Below are 19,250 nucleotides of genomic sequence, written 5' to 3'. Positions count from 1 at the left end.
CCTTATAGCCAAGGGTATATTATCCAGGTAAAACGTTAACTACTTATTTCACTTTTGTGGCTCTTGTTTCGTTGAAAACCATTCAATAAATAGAATCAGGACTCCTTACGCAAAGTGCCACGAACTCGTTGTATATTCAGTAGTATAGTAAATAGACTGAATAGATCTGACAAACTTTTAGTGGTGTTATGCAGGTGGGTAGAAAAGACAGTCCACGTTGGTTAACAACGGGAATCGTGCTGGCCGTTGGTTTGTTGCTATCCATTGGTGTTCAGGCTACCCATATCATTGGCGGAGATGTAAGTATGCGGGCCGTGGGTACTACTCCCGGTCTTTTCAGACTTCAGCTCAATCAGTATTGGGATGAAACCCAAACAAGTTCCGGCAATCGCGATCAGTCGGTTACGTTACTGGTATATCGCAAGCGAAACCCCATTCTAATCGAGCGAATTACGCTCCGGCTTCAGGAAACGAATCCCCTTACGTTTAACAATGCAGCCTGTGCAGCCCTGCGTCAGCTGAGTTTTACGCAGGCCAAATATTATATAAATTATCAATTCGACGTAACGAAGTATACCGATCCAGATGGGTATTACATGGTGTGGGAACGGTGTTGCCGGAATGACAACCTCACCAATGTAAACAGCGCAATAGTGGCTGGCGTTGCTATGGTTTTTTACCTGGAATTTCCGCCCATGACGAAAAATGGGGTGAGATTTACCAACTCGGCACCGGATTTTCGGGTACCCAATGGCGATTACATTTGTATCAATAAACCCTTTACATTTGAGGCAGGCGCTACCGATGCCGACGGTGATCAGCTAAAATATTCCCTCGTTACCCCGTTAAATGGCTACACAACCCGTAGCATACCCATAACTTATGATGACACACCCAGGGACAGTTACCCGACCATACCCTGGCGGACAGGCTATAGCTTAACCAACATCATTCCTGGTAATCCACCTTTGAGTATCAATTCAGCAACGGGCCAGCTAACGGTGCGGGCCAATCAGGAAGGACTTTATTTATTTGCAGTACAGTGCGAAGAGTACCGCAATGGCGTACTTATTGGCGTTGTTCGTCGGGATTTCCAGCTGCCGGTAGTCGACTGCTCAAAAAATACGCCCCCTCCGGCGGTTGTCATGGCGGGTGGCGTGCCCGTAACCGATTTAAGCTGGTGTGCTACAAAACCGTTGGTGCTGTCGGTCGAGAAAAACGCCGTCTGGGCGTATCAATGGCAAAAAGACGGGACCAACCTACGGGGGGCCACGATGGATACCCTCAAGATAACCGAATCGGGAGTGTATACCGTGGTAAAGAGCCAGGCGAAGGTGTGTGCCAATGATACAATGTCGCAGGCGGTAAAGGTTACCCTCACAAATACCTCCCCGATCAAGTTAACCATAGCCTCCCCGGCTCCCTATTGTACGGGAGATACATTAACCATACAAGCGGAGGAACAGCCCGGGGCTCAGTACCAGTGGCGTCGGGATGGCAAGTCAATAATAGGGAGCAAGTCAACGATACGGGTCTATGAATCAGGTATCTATCAGGTAACGTCTAAAACTACGGCTGCCGCCTGCGATGGTCTCGATAGTATCAGCGTGAAAATAAATGCACGGCCTACCGCCCGGATAAACGCATCGGCGCCCAAACTTTGCCCGGACTCCTCCATTCAGTTAACGGCCGCCAGTTCAGACGGATATCGGTATGTATGGCAAAAAAATGGAGCAACCTTGCCGGACACATCGCGTTTACTGCAAGCACGTCAGGCAGGGTTGTACCAGGTTACCGTCACTTCGCCCATGGGTTGTACTGCTCTGTCGGATGCGGTTTCTATAGGCCAGTTTGACCGCCCGATGGTTCAACTCGATTCGCTGCCACCGGTTTGCATCACCAACGCAACCGTTCTTCCTTTACAGGGACAACCCACCGGGGGTATTTATGTGGGTGCCGGTGTCCAGGGAAATCGTTTCGATCCGACGGCTGCGGGAGTAGGCAGGCACAGACTTTCCTACACAATTACATCAATTGATGGGTGCAAAGCCTCTGCTAATCGGTGGGCTGTTGTAACGGCAGCGCCGGGAATTACGGGGGCTTCCAGATACGCCATAACAAAAGGGGCAACGGTTCAGCTGGTAACACAGAGCGATCAACCCATCCGTCAATATCAATGGGAGCCACCAACGGCACTGAGCCGAACCGACGTAGCCAGCCCGGAAGCCAGCCCGGTCGAGACAACGCCCTATCAGTTGACGGTGGTAGGGGAAGGGGGATGCCTGGCCACGTTCGCTACCCTCGTTGAAGTAGTGGAGCCGCTATACATTCCATCCGCTTTTTCGCCTAATGACGATGGGATAAATGACCGCTGGATAATTCCCAACATTAGTGCCTTCCCACAGGCAGAAGTCTTTATTTACAGCCGCTGGGGCGAGCTGGTTTTTTATTCGAAAGGATATGCACAGCCCTGGGACGGTACCTACCGGCAGGAGATCGTTAACAGTGGTATCTACACCTATCAGATTCATACCGGAATAGGTCCATTAGCGAATACGTATAGAGGACAGCTAACCGTAGTACATTGACTGAATTTTCCCTTTCACTCAGTTTGTTCGATTTAAAGACAATTTTAGTTGGCCTATTGACCGTTTAATAAACAAAACGGGGCGTTTGCTTCGGGCTTGTTGATTAAACGAGTCGATTGTTCCATTTTCAACTAAATCCAGATGAACAGAAAATCATATTTTGGCTGGGTGGTAGCCACTGCCCTTTTTGCAGGCACAGGCGGACATGTTATGGCGCAGAGCCAGAATGCGGCAACACAAACAACCACGACAACCACCACGACCATAAAGTCAGGTAGCTCAACCGGGAAAGACCTGGCAATCAGTGCGGCCAAATCAGCCAATCATACCATTTTATTTCGTGCCCTGCGTGTATCGGGGCTTACAGAGCAAGCGAGTGGAAAAGGGCCTTATACTGTGTTTGCGCCAACCAATGAAGCTTTTGAAAAATTGCCGGCTGGCACAATGGACGAATTATGGAAGCCAGCGGGCAAATCGAAGCTGGTCAAGCTACTGGCCTACCATGTGGTGAAAGGCAAATTCACCGCCGATCAATTACAGGATGGGCAGAAACTTAAAACCGTAACGGGTGGTACGTTAACCGTAGGTAAGCAAGGCGATACGATCACCATTACGGATGGAGCAGGCAGCACAGCCACGATCAATCAGGCGGATGTTGAAGCAACCAACGGCATTGTCCATTCAATCGATTCGATACTGATGCCCACATCGGCTGGGCAATAAGCCAGGAAGTAGGTGACAGGCTTAGATTAAGTCACGAAAAAGCGGTGCTCTGGTTGAACTCAGGGTACCGCTTTTTTAATAACAGTGATGAAAAAATGATGACTGGCTTCCGAAGATATAGATTGATCTTAGCGATCGGGTGGGCAACCGAAAATTCGGATTGGTGGATAGATTTACAACCATCAATGGGTTTAGGGTGTTATATGAAGTAAACACACTGAATTTACAAGCATGGATACACGAGGAAGAAAGATTGGAATTGTCGTAGCAGTGGTAGCGGGTCTGGTCATTCTTTTCTTTGTTGGGCGTCATTTTATCACGAACAAAACCGAAAAGTCAAGTCAGGCGAAAGTCGAGAAGGAAAAAGAGGATCTCTCTAAAAAAGAAGCCCGGCAACTGGCACAGTCGCTGCATGAGGCCTGTTTGTATGCGGCCTCTGTTGGGATTGATACCAGTCGATATGCAACCGCTATGGATGCTGATCAGAACCAGACAAGGCTGACAAACGTGCTTCTGGAAATACGGTATGGCAAGAAACCGTCCCGCATGGAGTTCAACGGGTTGAAAGAATCTGTTGACTCACTCTGGGCAACCAAAGCAAACACCAGCGAGTTGGCAACGGTATCGACTTTCGGACCGTATAAACAACTGGCGGCACATTATAATCGTTTACAGAAATCGAGTGCGGCTAATCCAGCTATGGCCGATTCATTACGGCTTATCCGGCAAACACTTAATTTTTATCGGTACATCAATCGGTTTGATCCCGATCAGTTTGTGCTGGTCAATATTCCGGCGGGCGAGTTGAACGTATTTGATCGGACGGGCAAGCGCCTGTTACCCATGCAGGTGATTACCGGCCGACCCGACAAACGGACGCCCTGCATGGCTACCTATATTCAGGATATTGTGATGTATCCTTATTGGAATGTGCCCCAGAATATTGCGCTTGATGAGATGCTACCCCGTATGAAACGGGATTTGTCGTACATCTACAATCAGAACCTCCAGATTCTGGATGCTAAAAACAAGGAAGTCGACCCGGAAGAAATTGACTGGGATGCCCTTTCCGAAACTAATTTCCCTTACCGCGTTCGGCAGGCGTCCGGGTGCGAAAATTCACTTGGGTTGCTGAAATTCAATCTGGCTAATCCGTTGGCTATTTACTTGCACGACACCAACAGTCGCGACCTGTTTAAAGCTACCAAGGATCATTGGCGGAGTCACGGATGCGTACGGGTGCAGAAACCGGTCGAACTGGCTAATCTGGTATTGGGTGCCAAAACCTTCGATGCCGATTTTATGAACAAGTGCCTGATCGACCAGAAACCACGGACGTTACCTATTCCGAAGAAATTCCCTGTATTTATCGCTTACAACGTTGCCGATGTAGATGCCACCGGGAAGCTCCGTTTTTACAACGATGTATATTCGTTGGATAAGTAGGCCGATTGCTTTAGGTAGTCAGGATTTGGCGAGTAAACAAATAGGCAGGAGCCACCTTTAACGGCTTGAATAATACCTTTAGATTCCGCGTAGGGCACAGCCGGGCAACCCTGGCTGCGGCCTAACCGGCCCGTCTTACGAATAATATCCTCACAAACATAATCGGCTCCGTGAAGGACAATGTTTCGGTTGTAGACGTTGTCGTTGAACCCCTTTTCCAGCCCTTTCAGTTGAAGCGAAAGGCCGTGTTTACCCATGTAGGTGTTGAGGGTCTGGTAAAATCCAAGACTGCTCTGAAAGGAAGACTCCGTATTGGAAAAGTGATTGGCCATCAGATCGCCCGAATTGCGGCCGTGCGATACATAGGTGTTAAAAAGCAGCTTCTTGTTGAATAAGTCAACAACGTACAGCCGTTTATGACTCGACGGCTGACTCAGATCAACGATCGTGAGCATGGACTTTGCCGTGTCTATTTTTTGCCAGCCACGAAGTGCATATTCAAAAACGCTTTTCTTTAAGCCAACTTTGCTTAGATTTAGCTGGTCGTAGACGTCGAGGTGCGCTATTGTTTTTCCGCTTTTAGAGGCTACAGCTTCGGCTGCTTTAGCGGGAGGATTGGGTATGCTTTTGAGCCCGGTGCCGGCAAAATAAACGAATACCAGAGCAACCATGACCAAAAGGATGCTCATCATACCTACAAACTTACGATGTCGGGATTTATGAGGATGCATACAGAATCAACAAGCTTACAACTATTTTGATTCGATGAAGATACTACTTTTTGCCAAATATAGGAAACATGACCCCTTACGAACAAGCTGTCCAAACCGAGTTAGTTCGCTGGCAACAGGCCATGCAGAAGCCTCCGTCTAGGTTTGGCCGGTTATCAACCTCCTTGCAGCGTCGTATAAACCGAATCATTCCAGATCGCATTCATGCCCTTATAACCGCTACGATCAAGCAAATGACTCGGGCTGTTTTATTCGGGGCGGAGTTCCTGAATCGCGCACCCGTACAAGGGCAAACGCTAACCCAGCGCGATGCTGCCGTAGCCCGACGGATTGACTTTTACAAGAAAACAAGCGCTGCCGAAGGTGGGGTAACGGGGGCGGGCGGCTTTTTGCTGGGCCTGGCCGATTTCCCAATACTGCTTGGTCTGAAGATGAAAATGCTGTTCGAAATAGCCAGTTTGTACGGTTTTTCGGTGAGTGACTACCGGGAGCGGGTATTTATTCTGTATATTTTTCAACTGGCGTTTTCCAGCCAGGAACGCAGGCAATTGGTTTATCAGCACATTGCCAACTGGGAGCAGCATAGCCGCGAATTACCCGAGGATATCAATCAGTTCGACTGGCTCACGTTCCAGCAGGAATACCGAGATTACATCGACCTCGCCAAGATGGCACAGTTGATACCGGGCATTGGAGCCGCTGTGGGCATCGTGGTCAACTACCAGCTCGTCAATCAGCTCGGCCGGACGGCCATGAACGCGTACCGGATGCGGTTAATGAACAACACCGACCGTCTCGATCGGGCGTAAACGAAACCAGTGAACACAGAGCCGCCGGGAACACAAAGAGTTTAATACTACTTAACCTCAGTGTTCCCGGCGGCTCTGTGTCCACTAGTCTTTATCGTTTTTTGCCTTTATAATTGCCGGTGAATTTTGATGGTTTGGCAGCGCTTTCTTTCCGGCTGCTGCCAAGCAACTTTTCTGCCAAATCCGGGCGTTTAAGCTGGTTTAGCCGATTCCGAATCCAGTTCTTGTATTCTGGTTTGTACCAGAAAAAATAGTTGTTCTGCGCCTGTTTCTCTTCCCGCGTCTTGGCCGTTTTAACGGGCTTCAGCGTATACGGATGGACGCCGGAATAATAGATCACTTCAGCCACGGTCATAGGTGTTGGCGTAAAGTCCTGAACCTGTTCGAGCTGGAAACCCATGTCTTTCGTTTCAGCCGCCAGATTGGCCATATCCTGTTCCTCACAGCCGGGGTGCGACGAAATGAAGTAGGGGATAAGAGGTTGTTTCAGGTTATATTTTTCCTGAATCTTATCGTATTTCTGCTTGAACAGCTTGAAATACCGGAAGGATGGCTTCCGCATCACCCGAAGTGTATCGTCGGCCGTGTGTTCAGGGGCAACTTTCAACCGACCCGACACATGGCGCGTAACCAGCTGCTCCATGTATTCGTCGTGGTTGCCGTCGCTGTTATTTTTGTTGAAATCATCGACCAGCAAATCATAGCGCACGCCCGAACCAACAAAGGCTTTCTTGACTTTGGGGTTGGCATCTACCTTGCGGTACAACTCGGTCATAGGTTTGTGCGACGTGTCGAGGTTCGAGCAGATTACCGGGTGAATACAGCTTGGGCTCTGGCAACGGGCGCAGATCGACTCATCTTTACCCTTCATTTTGTACATATTGGCCGATGGACCGCCCAGGTCAGAAATATACCCCTTAAAATCAGGGTGCTTTGTGATCTCGTCAACTTCTTTCAGTACCGACGCTTCGCTCCGCGAAGCCACAAACTTGCCCTGGTGAGCCGAAATCGTGCAGAAGCTACACCCGCCAAAACAGCCCCGGTGCATATTGACCGAGAACTTGATCATGTCGTAAGCCGGAATCGGACCTCGCTTTTTGTACTTGGGGTGGGGTAGACGGGTGTACGGCAAATCGAAGGATTTATCGATTTCGGCCTCTTCCATCGTCTTGAACGGCGGGTTGATAACCAGAATTTGATTGCCTACGCGTTGCAGAATCCGGTTGGCCTGCCATTTGTTCGACTCAACCTCTACAATCTTGAAATTGGCAGCGTACTTGATCTTGTCTTCCAGGCATACTTCGTGGCTCGCCAGTTCGACCGAACTCCAATCATTATACTCCCGCAGTTCTGTATCGGCGTCGTGCATAAAAGCCACCTGGTTGATGTTGCGCATCGACGAGAAGGGTACATTCTGCCGGGCCAGCCTCAGGATTTCGCGAAGGGGTTGCTCGCCCATGCCGTAGACCAGCATATCGGCGCCGGCATCAACCAGAATGGAAGGCATCAGCCGATCCTGCCAGTAGTCGTAGTGCGTAACCCGGCGCAGGGAAGCCTCAATACCGCCCAGTAATACGGGCACATCGGGATACAGTTCTTTCAGTATTTTGGTATAGACGATGGTGGCATAGTCGGGCCGGAAACCCGCTTCCCCACCGGGGGTATAGGAGTCATTGGAGCGCAGGCGTTTATTGGCCGTGTAGTGATTGACCATCGAGTCCATGCAGCCCGCCGTTACACCGAAGAAATACTTTGGCTTACCGAACTTCTTGAAGTCGCGCAGGTCGTCTTTCCAGTTAGGCTGAGCAATAATGGCTACACGAAATCCTTCGCTTTCCATAATGCGGCCGATCACAGCGGTTCCAAAAGCCGGGTGATCGACGTAAGCATCGCCTGATACCAGTACGATGTCGACTTCGTCCCAGCCTCTTTTCTCGACTTCTTTCATCGTCAGAGGCAACCAGTCTGTAAGGGGTCTTTCAATCATGAGTTCGTGAAATTTGTACCTTAAAAACACTGAATTTTTGAAATGATTCATCTGGTCGGTAGGAATCGTGCATTCTCCCTGGCGAATTACGGGATTGTACTTCGCTGAAATAGTGCATTCAGGTACCAGTATTCGCCTTTTTCGCTATTTTTGAACGATACCCATCCCAACTTTACTCGACTTTCGTGACCGAATCGCCTAATCCTGAACCGTCAATCCTGCCCGATCAGCAGGAAAAGTTACGTGAATTGACCACGCAGAGCTGGAATCTTGAACTCGTCATTTCGGGAGCGGCCCTGTTCGGAATATTGCAGTTGACAGACCTGTTCGATCAGGCATACGATTATTTGCGGTATAATTTTATGAGTCAGGAGCAGGGGGTACAAACCCTTCTTTCATCGCTGGCTTATAGCATGATGAAGGCAACCTGTTATGTGCTGTTCGGTGCCTTCCTGATCAATTTTGTGATGCGGGCATTCTGGGTGGGGCTTGTTGGGTTGCTGGCCGTGTACCCGAGCGGCATCCACTACGACCGAATCCCGTTCACAACCCCTTATGCACAAAAGAAAATGGCCGATGAGATGGGGCCACTCGACCGGTACATCCTTCGACTCGACCAGCGGTGCAATATCGTTTTTGCCATAGCTTTCCTGTTTGTGCTACTGCTATTTTTCGTGGCGATCGCTTATCTGCTTATCCTCCTGATCTATTCGGTACTGCGGCCCGCCTTGACGCCAGAAATCTGGCAGATTGTCAAGATTGGTGCTTCCGTATTTTTTGGACTCTATGTGCTGGCCAGCATCGTGTTAAGTCTGCCAAAAGTGCGGGCAACCCCAACCGGCACGGCCTGGCAATACCGGCTAATGACCGTTAGTAAATTGATGTACTGGGGTATGCACCGTCCCTTCCTGTTCATTACCAATACATTTTACAGCCATCTGCCTTATCAGAAAATTCTGCGAACGATGGCTATGGTGGTCGTTGTTTTCTTTGTGCTGTTCATGACTGAGTATGCGTCTGACCTTGCCCGTACCGATCGGCGGATTTCGACGTTCAACCGACGCCATCTCTACACGGCCCGCGTCGATAGTCTATTTGTCAACCCGACTGCCTACGATAATCAACTTGCCGAGGATGCTTATGTTGATGTAGCCGCTATTCAGGCTGATGTGATTCGGGAGCCTTTTATCCGGCTATACATCGCCTACCCCAAAGCACTGGATACGCTGCTGACCCGGCTGGCTCCCGAACCTAAGTGGAACGACACGCTACCCCGAACCGAGAAGCGACGACTCATCGCCGAGTGGAGTAACCAGCAAACCAACCGACTGGTGCGCATTTCGGTCAATGACTCCTTATACGCTAACCCGGACCTTCTCTTTACGCGACGCGGCTCTCTGGAACAGCGCGGCTGGCAAACGGTTCTCATACCAAGTAACCTCAAAACGGGCAAAAACACACTTCGCATCGCCCTCCAAGCCGACTCTCTCGCCAAACCCGAAGAGCTAATAACCATTCCGTTCTGGTATGTCCCGGAAAACTAACGTCTGAAGATGTGCCGGCGTTAGGTTTTTAGATTCATGAACCGAAGTTAGAACTGCCTATATTTTGTAAACGTAAAGGATAGACGAGTTTATGGCTTACAAGTACGATAATGCCGACTGACTGTGGTGTATGGCTTGAGATGGGTTCACCCAACGCCTTGAAGTGGTGATGGCGACCGTAGGGAAACATTTACACACATGGGCTGTTGGTCTGTCGGTGTTGACCTTACTGTCTGCAACCTGTCGCCGGTAGCCCGCCTTAAACGCCCATCTTGTTCGCGCCACCCAACATATTATTGTACGCAACATCACTAAATGGTAAGTCATTAACTGTTAGATGCTTAACATTTATTCTTATAGCTTCAGATCTTCTGGGATTATGGGGGAAGCGGAACGCATTGACTGGTGATTATGAGGAAATTTATGGATTACCTCAAATCATCTAAGAATAAATTTAGTAAACTTAATAGATATGGTGGTGACTAAAACTTGCTTTGTGACTGAGAGTTGCCGTCGGGCCATTGTACACTGTACCCTTAGTCCTTTCGAGTCTTTTTGTACGATTTATACCCCAGGAATTTGACTGTCGATGTTGTGAAACCCATGAACCGGCGGGTTATCTCGTCGATCAGGCTTAAGCCGTTGGCTGAATTTGTAAAATAGACGATTGCCTCCAGTCGCTTGCGATTGCCTACCAGATAGCATTTATACGTGTCGTTGTCGCCCCAGTGCCAGAAATAGTCGCCGGTAGGGGTGTTCTCTAAGCCAAACCCCAGGCCCCAACTGAGCGTTGGCGAAAGGGTTTCACCACCCGAAAAGGTAGCAGGCAACCGCCCCTGAGCTGTCAGCATCTGGTCGATAGTGGCCGGTTTTAGCCCATTTGAGGTCATGATGGCTAGTATAAATCGTGCGTAATCGTCGGCCGTGGTTTGCAGTGAATAGGCGGCATTCGCCTGGCTGGATTTGTATTTTGTTTCGGGTGCTCCCTCCTGATTGTGCGGCAGGGCGAAGTTAGCGTCGAAGGCCGGGTTCCAGATGTAGCTGCTTCGGGTCATTTGCAGGGGCCTGAACACCAGCTCCGTCGCGATCGTATTCAACGACTTGCCCGTAATCTTCTCCACAACTTTTTGCAGGTAAACGTAGCCTTCACCCGAGTAGCCGAATCGTTCACCGGGAGAGGCTGCCATTGCCAGTTGGGGTGCCCTTCGGTTTTTACGCCAGTTTGGAAAACCTGTTCGATGACTCAGCACCAGTCGGGCTGTTATTTTTTTGTACCGCTCATCGTCGGCAACATCCGGGTAAGGTAGGTACTCAAAAAGCGGTTTGTCCAGATCAAGTATTCCCTGTTCGACCAACCGTAGCACCGTATACGCAAATACAGGCTTACTCAGGGAAGCTGCATCAAAGATTGTTGCTGAGCTAACCGCCTGGGTCGAGTCTGACTTGGTTAAACCGTACCCCTTGCTGTAGCGTAGCTGGCCATTCTGAATGACGGCTATCGATAACCCAGGCACGTGGGCACTATCCATCAGCGCCCTGACCAATGTATCAATCTGTCCATTGGTCTTAAAGGTTTGAACTACCTGGGCGTTGCCGGTAAGGGTCGTCAGCAGACTTGTGAACAGGCAAAGACAATGAAACGTGAGTCGCGAAAAAGGCATTGGGCAGCGTTTTTTACAAAGAGCCAGAGGAGATGAACTCGTTGCCTAAAGCTACTTAAATTGCACGTATTTCATAGTCCTAATTCCCGCTAAGTCGCCTTTGGGGTTACCAAACCCATGGCCGGTATCAAGGTGTTGTCAAGTTAACCCGATTACCGGCGCCAAATTTATACTGGCTATCGTAGGCCAGACCCAGTCCAACGCTGGACAGTTTATTCTCGTCGGCGATGGCGGCTTTTGGGAACAGCTGACGAAACTCGGTCTGGATCGACTTTACTTCGGTGGAACCACCCGTCAGAATGACCAGGTTGATGTCGTCATTGCTGATGCCCGCCAGTTGGATACACTCTCTGGCTGAAAGGGAAATCTTTTCCACCTCATCTTCGATGGCTTTTTCAAATAGGGCCCGTTGAACCGGTATGAAGAAGCCATTTTCGATAAAGTCCAAAGGAGCGTTGTGCGCAGTTTCGGCTGTGAGGGCGATTTTAGTCCCTTCGGCGGCCGACAGTAACGTGTGGCCGGTCTCGTCTTCGAGCACCTGCAACAGCCGCCGGTACCGTGTTTTGTCGTGCGATTGGTGGAGCAACTGCCGTACCTGCTGGATGACCTTCGGCGTGTACAAAAAATTGACCTTACTCCATTCGGCCAGGTCATGGAAGGGTTTCAGAGGTACCTCCAGCCGCTTGTCGCCGTACGTACTGCGATACCCTATTTCGGGCATGAGAGCCGCCAGACTCAACTCTTTGTCGAAGTCGTTACCTCCCACGCGAATCCCGGTATTGGCTAAAATATCCTGTGAGCGGTCAGCTTTATGGATGTATTGATTCGACAGCTTTATGACCGTAAAATCCGATGTTCCACCCCCCAGATCGGCAACGATAGCCAGTTTCTCGCTGGTGAGCCGGGCTTCGTGCGCAAAAGCAGCGGCAATGGGTTCAAACTGGAATTCGATGTTTTTAAATCCGATGCGCTGCGCAATGGCTTGTAATTCGGCCTGCGCCTGTATGTCGGCCTGTGGATCATTGTCGACAAAGTGAACGGGGCGGCCCATCACGACAGTATCGATTTCCTGACCAGCCACCGCGTCGGCCTTGTCTTTTATGTGTTTTAAAAAAGAGGTAATAATGGTGGAGAAGTTCATGGATGCGCCATTGACAAGCGTTCCCTGCTTCATGAGCGATGTTCCCAACACCCGCTTTAAACTCCGCATAAACCGGCCATCCTGCCGATCGAGGAACATGTTGATGGCTAGCCGGCCATAAACCGCTTTGTTGTCGATGCGCCGGAAGAAAATGGCGCTGGGTATGGTAACCTGCGCCTGCTCAACCGGCACCAGGTTTACGTTGCCGTCGCGGGCAATGGCAATACTTGAATTGGAGGTGCCAAAGTCTATTCCGCAGGAAATATTTGTCATTCGTAGCTGCCTTAACTATAGCTGCACATGGTTTATCACTGTTTAGAAAATACAGGGAGTCACCTAAATACAGGTCGTTTACTGAATAAAAGGGCGCAAATGTACACCTAAAAGCGGTTGCTTGTTCTAAAATCCTGCTTTTAAACACATCCAGACGATAGATAATGCAGTAATACCAACCGGCCGGTGTCGGGCAGGAATTGGCTAATCGTCCAGGCAGAATGGTTGGTACGGGACTAAAATGTGTAAGCCAGCTGGGTTAACAGGCTAACCTCAAAGGAAGAGTTATAGGTGTTGGCTCCTCCAATTTGTCCGAATTTATAGGTCCACACGGGTTGGGCCATCACGGTATAGCGCTTGCTGATCTGGTATTTTCCACCTATGCCCGCCAGGAGGTGTAGTATGGGGCGGGGGCTGGTTTCAAGTGTTAGATACTGCGTCGATTGCCCCATTCGGGTAACCACGACGCGCGAGGGCAGAGGAATGTCGGTCAACAGACCAAATGAAAAGTAAGGCGACAGCGACTTTGTCGAAGATGCGTAATTCAGGAACAATGGAATGCGAATGGCCCGGTTATGAATAGTCGTGGTACCGTCGCCGGCGGCAATTTGTCGGGCCTGGCGAGTGGTTAACTGCTGAAATAATAGACCGGATGAAACAGACCAGCCGGGCGCATACGTATAAACGACGGAAGCACCCGCCGAATACCCCATAGCCCAGCGGATTCCATTCATGTATACAGGTTCCACAATTTGGCCATCGCTGTTGGGATAGTAGTACCGGTATAAATAATTCGTATGCGACAGGGTGGGAGCAACGGTCGCCGAAACAGCCAGTTTCCGCTGACCCAGACACAGAGCGGCTGGTAAGCAGACGAGCGTTAATAGAAAGAGAAGGTTCCTGCTCATAACGGGGATGTCATTTTCAAGTCGGTTGATTAAAGATAAGCGCACAACCGAAGTGTGAATTAACTTAGCCTAAAATTTACCAACCCGCAACCCTCCGTCCATGCTTTTTTTAAGCCTTAGTATTCTGCTATCAGTGCTGCTATTGCTGAATTTTCGGTTATTCCCGCGCTACGAGATTAACACGTTTCAAGCCATTGTTTTTAACTATCCCGTCTGCTTCATCACGGGGTTGCTGCTCCTGCCATCCGGGCAAACATTTTCCGTTGACTTCTCCCAGACCTGGACCTGGCTGGCCCTTGGGCTTGGCGTAGGATTTATCCTGACGTTTCTCCTGTCGGGGGCGTCTACACAGCGTATGGGCATTACAGCCACCTCACTCGCCAATAACCTCTCTCTGGTGATTCCAGTCTGTTTTAGTTTGTTCGTCTTTCAGGCAGGGGGCGGTGCTGTTGCGTTCGATAGGTTAAACTACCTGGGCCTGGTACTGGCTTTGGTCGCGGTTGGGCTGAGCACGTATAAAAAAGAAACGACCGTTGAAAAGCAGGTGGATGGGTCTTCACCAAAAACAATCCGACTGGGCCTGAGCGCCCTTTTGCCGGTGGCCGTTTTTCTGTTTTATGGCGCGACGAACACTATGATCAACTTCATGAACCTGCGATATATCCCATCGGCCGATAAAACCGTTCAGGTAACGCTCACTATGGTTTTAGGAGCCGTAGCTGCCGGACTGCTGATGTTGCTGGTACGCGTTATTCAGGGGAAAGAGAAGATCCAGCTTCGGAGTCTGGCAGGTGCCGTAACCCTGGGCGTACCCAACTTTCTGAGTTTTTATACCCTGTTGCTGGCACTTTCGGCGTTTGGTAGTAACGGCGCGTTCGTTTATCCGTTATACAACATTGGCGTTATCTTGCTGGCAGCGGTGGTAGCAGCTTTATTTTTTCGGGAACAATTGTCAACTGCCAATAAGCTTGGTCTTGGACTGGCCGTGGTAGCTATCGCCCTCATCTCGTGGCAGGAACTGGCTAAAGTATAGAATTGAAAAAGTCAGTAGGTCTACCCGACGGACTAACTTTAAGACGAAACGGACAAAAGAAATCCATTATAAAGACGATGACGCCCTCAAAATCGGGGAAAGTAAACGATAGTACTATGCTGAAGGCCTGTTTAGGGTTCATGCTGCTTGCGGGCCTGGCCGCCTGTAACACGACCAACGAATCAACGAATGAACAAGCCCGGGCGGCAGACTCGGCGGCTGCCTGTGTGGCGAAGGGAATGCCGTCCCGATCAGCCGCCATCCGAAATGCCTCCTCCGGTGCAGCCGCCGGGGCTGGTAGTACGGCAGACATGGCCCTCATTCCAGGTGGTACATTCCTGATGGGTTCCGACGAATTTCCGGACGCCCGCCCGGTGCATTCGGTTACCGTGAAAGCGTTCTGGATGGATACGCACGAGGTAACCAACGCCGAATTTGCCCGCTTTGTGGCCGCTACCGGCTATGTTACCGTGGCCGAACGTCCGCTGAATCCGGCCGATTATCCGGATGTACCAGCCCAGGAATTGGTACCGGGGTCGGCGGTTTTTACACCACCCACCCAAAAGGTTTCGCTGGCCAATCCACTGCAGTGGTGGGAGTATGTAAAAGGCGCTAGCTGGAATCATCCCAACGGCCCGAAAAGTAGTATAAAAGGGCACGAGAACGAGCCGGTTATCCATGTTAGCTATGAAGATGCCGCTGCCTACGCCAAATGGGCCGGAAAGCGTTTGCCTACCGAAGCCGAATGGGAATTTGCCGCCCAGGGTGGGAAAGGAAACCGAACGTATTACTGGGGCGAAGAATTGAAACCATCGGGCAAATGGATTGCCAACATCTACCAGGGCGATTTCCCATCGAAGAACACCAACGAAGATGGCTTTGTAGGGGCGGCCCCGGTTAAGTCATTTCCGGCTAATCCCTACGGTCTTTACGATATGGACGGCAACGTGTGGGAGTGGTGTCAGGACTTGTACCGGCCGGACTACTACATGAAATCGCCCAAAACGGACCCTCAGGGCCCTTCGGACAGCTACGACCCGGAAGAACCCGGTGCTGTAAAACACGTACAACGGGGCGGCTCGTTCCTCTGTAGTGACCAGTATTGCGTTCGCTACAAGGCGGGCAGCCGGGGTAAAGGTGAAATCAGCAGCGGTAGCAACAACCTCGGTTTCCGGTGCGTGCGGGACAAGTAAATCCCGCCGGGAAAAGAAAATGGTCTTATTCTCAACCTTGACCAAAACGCCCCGAATCCCGTTAAAAATTCGTATCTTTGCGGCTCAATCTGAAAAGGGAATTACAAGATGGTATCGGTACAAAACGTCTCACTGCGCTATGGTAAGCGGGTGCTTTTCGACGACGTAACTATAAAATTTACTTCCGGCAACTGTTACGGCGTCATTGGCGCGAACGGGGCGGGTAAATCAACGTTTCTGAAAATATTATCGGGCGAAATTGAGCCGCAAACGGGTTCGGTTGCCATGACACCCGGCGAACGGATGTCGGTGCTGAACCAGAATCAGGCCGCCTACGATGAGTTTCCTGTGTTGCAAACCGTCATTATGGGCAACAAACGCCTGTATGACATCATGCAGGAAAAAGATATTCTGTATGCTAAGGAAGAGTTTACGGATGCCGATGGCGAAAAAGCTGCCGAACTCGAATCGGAATTTGCCGAGATGAACGGCTGGGATGCGGAGTCGGATGCGGCTAGCCTACTGTCCGGACTTGGCATTAAAGAAAACCTGCACTACTCGATGATGAGCGACTTGAATGGCTCCGAGAAAGTACGGGTTCTGTTGGCGCAGGCGCTCTTTGGTAACCCGGATGTACTGCTGCTTGACGAGCCGACCAACAACCTCGACGTGGAATCGGTGTTGTGGCTCGAAAACTTCCTGGCGAACTTTAAAAATACGGTTATCGTGGTTTCCCACGACCGGCACTTTCTGGATCAGGTTTGTACGCAGATTGTCGATGTTGACTTCAGCAAAGTGAAACTCTTTGCGGGTAACTATTCATTCTGGTATGAATCGAGTCAACTCGCGCTGAAGCAACGGCAGGATCAGAACAAGAAGACGGAAGATAAGCGCAAAGAACTTGAAGAGTTTATTCGTCGCTTCTCGGCCAACGCATCGAAATCCAAACAGGCTACCAGCCGGGGCAAGCTGCTTGAAAAACTGACGCTAGAAGATATTCAACCTTCTTCGCGAAAGTATCCATACGTGAACTTTAAAGCCGAGCGTGAACCCGGAGACCAGATCCTGACGGTCGAGAACCTGACCTATACGGCCGAAGACGGAACGAAGCTATTTGAAAACCTGTCGTTCACGATGAATAAGCAGGATAAAATATTCCTGTTTAGCCGCGATGGACTGGCCGTTTCAGCCCTGCTGGACATCCTGGCGGGTGAGCGCAAGGCCGATTCCGGAACCTTCCGCTGGGGAATTACGATCACGATGTCGTACTTCCCGACGGATGCCGAAAAAGAGAAATTCTTCCAGACCGATCTTAACCTGGTCGACTGGCTGCGGCAGTACTCGGTTGAGAAAGACGAAAGCTTCATCCGCGGATTCCTTGGACGGATGCTGTTCTCCGGTGAAGAGTCACTAAAGAAAGCAACTGTATTGAGCGGGGGAGAGAAGGTGCGGTGTATGTTATCGAGAATGATGCTGTCGGGGGCTAATCTCCTGATGCTCGACGAGCCAACCAACCACCTTGACCTCGAATCCATCGAATCGCTGAACAACGGCCTGATCGACTTTAAGGGGCCAATTCTGTTTACTTCGCACGATCACCAGTTTGTGCAAACGGTGGCCAACCGGATTATCGAGATTACACCGGCGGGTATTCTGGACAAGCTCATGACCTACGATGAATACCTCACCGACGAGCGCGTTAAAGCGCAGCGCGAAGAACTGTACGAAGCTGTTGCCTAACGGGTTAACGCATAAATTGATTTTGGTGAAGTGGCTGATTCAGACGAATCAGCCACTTTTTTTAGCCGGTGAGGGTAGTTTTTGCGTTATACGCATGACTATTCAGTTCTCTTCACAGGTATGCGTACGTTTGACTTAGTTGTTATTGGCACCGGCTCGGCAGGTGCAACGGTTGCCCAAACGGCCCGGCAAGCCGGTAAATCTGTCGCTATTATCGACAAGTTACCTTTTGGGGGTACCTGTTCGCAGCGGGGTTGCGATCCTAAAAAGGTGTTGGTAGGAGCAGCCGAAATTATAGCCCGTTCGCAACAACTAACAGGAAAAGGCATTACCCAGCCCGCCACAATTGACTGGGCCGATCTGATGGCGTTCAAGAAGACGTTCACTAGTCCGGTCCCGGAGCGAACACAAACGAAATTTGATGACCTGGGTATTCAGACTTTTCACGGTAGTGCATCGTTTGTGTCCGGCAACGTAATCCGGGTTGGTGAAGAGGAACTTACGGCGCATCATATTGTGCTCGCAACGGGTCTGCGGCCACAGCCGCTCAACATTCCCGGAGAGGAATTATTGATCGACAGTACCGGATTCCTGGAACTTCTCCGGCTACCGGCTAAACTTGTCATGGTCGGTGGCGGCTACATCGCTTTTGAGTTTGCGCATATTGCCGCCCGGGCCGGGGCGGATGTCACCATCATCCACCAGGGTCAGCGCCCGCTGGAGGGCTTCGACGCCGATCTGGTCAAGCTGCTCGTAAAGGCCATGGAATCCATCGGCATTCACATCATCTTGGAAGCCAAAGTAACCGCCGTAAATAGAGATACGGATGCATTGACCGTTTTGTATGAACAACAGGGGAAAGAATACTCGATTACAACGAACCAGGTTGTTCATGCTGCCGGACGTATCGCCGATGTTGCTGAACTTAATCTGGAAAAAGCCGGAGTTACTTCAGGTAAGAAAGGAATAGTCGTGAATGAGTACCTCCAGAGCGTATCGAACCCAATTGTATATGCCTGTGGCGATGTAGCCGATAAAGGATTACCGCTCACACCACTGGCCTCCTACGAAGGAAGCATCGTAGCTGCAAACATCCTGAACGGGAATAACCGGATGTATGAAGATAATCCTGTGCCTTCGGCTGTTTTTACTTTACCAACACTAGCCTCGGTAGGTTTAACCGAAGAGCAGGTTAAAGAGAAAGGTGGTAATGTCAAGGTAACGTTTCAGGAAACCAGCGACTGGTACAGCAGCCGACGGATCAATGAGTCGTTTACTGCTTTCAAAACCCTGGTCGATGTCGAAACTGACCTGATACTGGGGGCACACGTATTAGGGTCGAGCTCCGAAGAGGTCATTAACCTGTTTACGCTGGCCATTAAACATGGTATCAAGGCTAAAGAAATGAGAGCGACGTTATTTGCGTACCCAACGCATGGGTCTGACCTGAGTTCGATGCTGCCTGATGATTGA

Annotated in this window: 14 protein-coding genes; 9 read left to right on the top strand and 5 right to left on the bottom strand. The window is 50.2% G+C overall.

Going from position 1 to position 19,250, the window contains the following annotated elements:
• The first annotated feature begins 188 nt into the window (after positions 1 to 188).
• From ACYVJM_RS04390 to ACYVJM_RS04380, 3 genes are all read left to right on the top strand, one after another.
• Positions 189 to 2,588: a gliding motility-associated C-terminal domain-containing protein gene (locus ACYVJM_RS04390; RefSeq protein WP_461146982.1), complete on the top strand. Its 2,400-nt coding sequence runs from the start codon at positions 189 to 191 to the stop codon at positions 2,586 to 2,588.
• A gap of 141 nt (positions 2,589 to 2,729) precedes the next feature.
• Positions 2,730 to 3,311, top strand: coding sequence for a fasciclin domain-containing protein (locus tag ACYVJM_RS04385; protein ID WP_461146981.1), 582 nt, complete (start codon positions 2,730 to 2,732; stop codon positions 3,309 to 3,311).
• A gap of 231 nt (positions 3,312 to 3,542) precedes the next feature.
• Positions 3,543 to 4,757, top strand: coding sequence for a L,D-transpeptidase family protein (locus ACYVJM_RS04380; RefSeq protein WP_461146980.1), 1,215 nt, complete (start codon positions 3,543 to 3,545; stop codon positions 4,755 to 4,757).
• Here ACYVJM_RS04380 and ACYVJM_RS04375 read toward each other — a convergent pair.
• The gene (locus tag ACYVJM_RS04375) at positions 4,727 to 5,449 is read right to left on the bottom strand and encodes a murein L,D-transpeptidase catalytic domain family protein (protein ID WP_461147729.1); all 723 of its coding nucleotides are present in this window, start codon (positions 5,447 to 5,449) and stop codon (positions 4,727 to 4,729) included. The genes ACYVJM_RS04380 and ACYVJM_RS04375 overlap by 31 nt on opposite strands.
• A gap of 107 nt (positions 5,450 to 5,556) precedes the next feature.
• Between ACYVJM_RS04375 and ACYVJM_RS04370 the strand changes: the two genes are divergently transcribed.
• Positions 5,557 to 6,297: an EcsC family protein gene (locus ACYVJM_RS04370; RefSeq protein WP_461146979.1), complete on the top strand. Its 741-nt coding sequence runs from the start codon at positions 5,557 to 5,559 to the stop codon at positions 6,295 to 6,297.
• A 91-nt stretch (positions 6,298 to 6,388) separates the two neighbouring features.
• On the opposite strand, the gene ACYVJM_RS04365 is transcribed toward ACYVJM_RS04370, so the two are convergent.
• Entirely contained in the window at positions 6,389 to 8,284 is a 1,896-nt protein-coding gene (locus ACYVJM_RS04365; RefSeq protein WP_461146978.1) for a YgiQ family radical SAM protein, read from the bottom strand.
• Between the two features lie 185 nt (positions 8,285 to 8,469).
• Between ACYVJM_RS04365 and ACYVJM_RS04360 the strand changes: the two genes are divergently transcribed.
• The gene (locus ACYVJM_RS04360; RefSeq protein WP_461146977.1) at positions 8,470 to 9,828 is read left to right on the top strand and encodes a carbohydrate-binding protein; all 1,359 of its coding nucleotides are present in this window, start codon (positions 8,470 to 8,472) and stop codon (positions 9,826 to 9,828) included.
• A 536-nt stretch (positions 9,829 to 10,364) separates the two neighbouring features.
• On the opposite strand, the gene ACYVJM_RS04355 is transcribed toward ACYVJM_RS04360, so the two are convergent.
• The 3 genes from ACYVJM_RS04355 to ACYVJM_RS04345 form a co-directional block, all read right to left on the bottom strand.
• Positions 10,365 to 11,489, bottom strand: coding sequence for a serine hydrolase domain-containing protein (locus ACYVJM_RS04355; RefSeq protein WP_461146976.1), 1,125 nt, complete (start codon positions 11,487 to 11,489; stop codon positions 10,365 to 10,367).
• A gap of 127 nt (positions 11,490 to 11,616) precedes the next feature.
• Positions 11,617 to 12,903, bottom strand: coding sequence for an Hsp70 family protein (locus tag ACYVJM_RS04350; RefSeq protein ID WP_461146975.1), 1,287 nt, complete (start codon positions 12,901 to 12,903; stop codon positions 11,617 to 11,619).
• 236 nt (positions 12,904 to 13,139) lie between these two features.
• Complete coding sequence (locus ACYVJM_RS04345; protein WP_461146974.1) at positions 13,140 to 13,811, bottom strand: PorT family protein; 672 nt, start codon at positions 13,809 to 13,811, stop codon at positions 13,140 to 13,142.
• A 100-nt stretch (positions 13,812 to 13,911) separates the two neighbouring features.
• Between ACYVJM_RS04345 and ACYVJM_RS04340 the strand changes: the two genes are divergently transcribed.
• The 4 genes from ACYVJM_RS04340 to ACYVJM_RS04325 all read left to right on the top strand — a co-directional run bounded on the left by ACYVJM_RS04340 (position 13,912) and on the right by ACYVJM_RS04325 (position 19,250).
• Positions 13,912 to 14,844 carry an EamA/RhaT family transporter gene (locus ACYVJM_RS04340; RefSeq protein ID WP_461146973.1) on the top strand — a complete coding sequence of 311 codons (933 nt, stop codon included), beginning with the start codon at positions 13,912 to 13,914 and terminating at the stop codon, positions 14,842 to 14,844.
• A gap of 116 nt (positions 14,845 to 14,960) precedes the next feature.
• A complete protein-coding gene (locus tag ACYVJM_RS04335) occupies positions 14,961 to 16,037 on the top strand; it encodes a formylglycine-generating enzyme family protein (protein ID WP_461147728.1) in 1,077 nt (358 codons plus the stop codon).
• Between the two features lie 108 nt (positions 16,038 to 16,145).
• Positions 16,146 to 17,777, top strand: coding sequence for an ABC-F family ATP-binding cassette domain-containing protein (locus ACYVJM_RS04330; RefSeq protein ID WP_461146972.1), 1,632 nt, complete (start codon positions 16,146 to 16,148; stop codon positions 17,775 to 17,777).
• A 120-nt stretch (positions 17,778 to 17,897) separates the two neighbouring features.
• Positions 17,898 to 19,250: a dihydrolipoyl dehydrogenase family protein gene (locus ACYVJM_RS04325; RefSeq protein ID WP_461146971.1), complete on the top strand. Its 1,353-nt coding sequence runs from the start codon at positions 17,898 to 17,900 to the stop codon at positions 19,248 to 19,250.

It is taken from the genome of Spirosoma pulveris, assembly GCF_054781875.1.
This window is presented reverse-complemented; position numbering and strand designations above follow the sequence as displayed.